Annotated in this window: 2 protein-coding genes; one reads left to right on the top strand and one right to left on the bottom strand. The window is 36.7% G+C overall.

Going from position 1 to position 1,732, the window contains the following annotated elements:
• Window positions 1-146: 146 nt before the first annotated feature.
• Window positions 147-728, bottom strand: coding sequence for a tyrosine-type recombinase/integrase (locus G476_RS0100030; RefSeq protein ID WP_026688300.1), 582 nt, complete (start codon window positions 726-728; stop codon window positions 147-149).
• 223 nt (window positions 729-951) lie between these two features.
• Here G476_RS0100030 and G476_RS0100025 point away from each other — a divergent pair, with 223 nt between their 5' ends.
• Entirely contained in the window at window positions 952-1,521 is a 570-nt protein-coding gene (locus G476_RS0100025; RefSeq protein ID WP_026688299.1) for a DUF3967 domain-containing protein, read from the top strand.
• The last annotated feature ends 211 nt before the right edge of the window (window positions 1,522-1,732 follow it).

Below are 1,732 nucleotides of genomic sequence, written 5' to 3'. Positions count from 1 at the left end.
CCCCCCCCTTTCGACACATATATAATGTAAAGCTACCTTTACATTATATATGTAAAGGTAGCTTTACGTCAATAAGTCTTCTAGCAAAATCTAATTTATTCTCTGTTTTTTCTGTTTGTAAGCTACTTGAGCCTATTGGATCACTTTTATCCGAGTCGGAACCCTTTAAGGGATTTGTCAATTTCATCTTGTGTAATTCCTATATACCGTTTTGTAATCGATGGCGCAGAATGATTAAAAATATCCTGAAGCATCGCAATATCCCTCGTTCTTTTATAATAGTGATACCCAAACGTCTTTCTCATCGTATGTGTACCGATATCATCGCGTCCAATATAATCGCCGGCACTTTCCAACACCCTATACGCCTGCGTGGTCGTCATAGCGTTTTGACCCTTTTGGGAGGGAAATAAATAAGCGTTATCGTCTTTACCTTCTGTATACTCGTCAAGCTCTTTCCGAATCGATGCGATAATAACGCTTCGTTTTTTCTTCGTCTTTCCTTCTCGAATCACAAAGTGATCGCGTCCTCTCACGTCCTCTACCTTTAAAGTCAATAAATCAGACACCCGCAAACCCGTATTGATCCCCATTAAAAATAACGTGACATCCCGTTCAGCAAGCCCCTCTCTCTTCGGCTTGCCTTTGTTTCCTCTTTTTATGGCCAAAAGCATTTCCCTAATCTCGTCCTGACTCCTTAATGGCTCAACGTTCACTAATCTTCTCATTGCGTTCACCCTCTTATATGTATTCTTTTGTGTCCTTTCCTATATATTATTACATTTTAACGGAGATTTACTGCAACTAACAACATAAATCAATAAATAAAATGTATGCTTTTATTTGATTTATTACATTTTTTAAAATCGTAATTCGTCACTAAATGGTGAACGAATATTCTTGTTGTTCTTGTTTCGTATTGATAGAGTAAGAAGAAGAGGTGAACGCGTTATGAGCGAAAGTAATAATTATGGCTTTTTTGCCAAGGAAGTCGCATTAAAGCTTGATATTAAAGCAAGCACACTAAGACAATGGGCGTTAGCACTAGAAGAAGAAGGTTATAAATTTGAAAGGAATGACAAAGAACAGCGTATTTATTATGATCGCGACATCAGTATGTTCTTTGAACTTAAAAAATTAATTGAAAAGAAACGAAGTCGTGGTGACGCGATAAAAGCCGTAGCAAAGCTGTATAAAGACCGAGAAAACGCAGAAAAGACACTAAGCGTTATTGATAAAAAACACGATAACCAAGCGTTCATGAAGGAAGATGTACAGAAATTCATTGATGAAGCTGTTGAGCGTGCTTTCAAGAAAGGTAAAGAGCAAGGAAAGCAGGAAGTGAAAGAATTACTTAATAAAGTGGACGAGCGTTTGGAGAATCGGGATCGCCAGTTGATGGAGGGGTTAAGGGAACTTCAAGAGGAGAAAAAGCTTTTAGCAGCTGCTGCCGAAGAAGAAGCTAAAAGAAGAGAAAATGAGAAAAAAGGATTCTGGTCTAAGCTCTTTGGATCAAAATAGATTAACAAAAGACTGCAATAATACAAGAGAGTATTTAAATAAAAAATATCTATTAATTTCTAATATAAATGAATATATGAAAATTATGGGCATAATACTTATGTAAGGCGTAATTGTAAACGTCTGAAGTGTTTAAAGTTCTACTGGAATGTATTGGACTACTAAGGGTAATGCTGGTAGAATTGGAATAACAAATGTTCATATGGCAGGG

Origin of the sequence: Alteribacter aurantiacus DSM 18675 (assembly GCF_000429705.1) — a bacterium.
GTDB lineage: Bacteria > Bacillota > Bacilli > Bacillales > Salisediminibacteriaceae > Alteribacter > Alteribacter aurantiacus.
The sequence above is the reverse complement of the archived record's forward strand: the minus strand, read 5'-3'. Positions and strand labels throughout refer to the sequence as shown.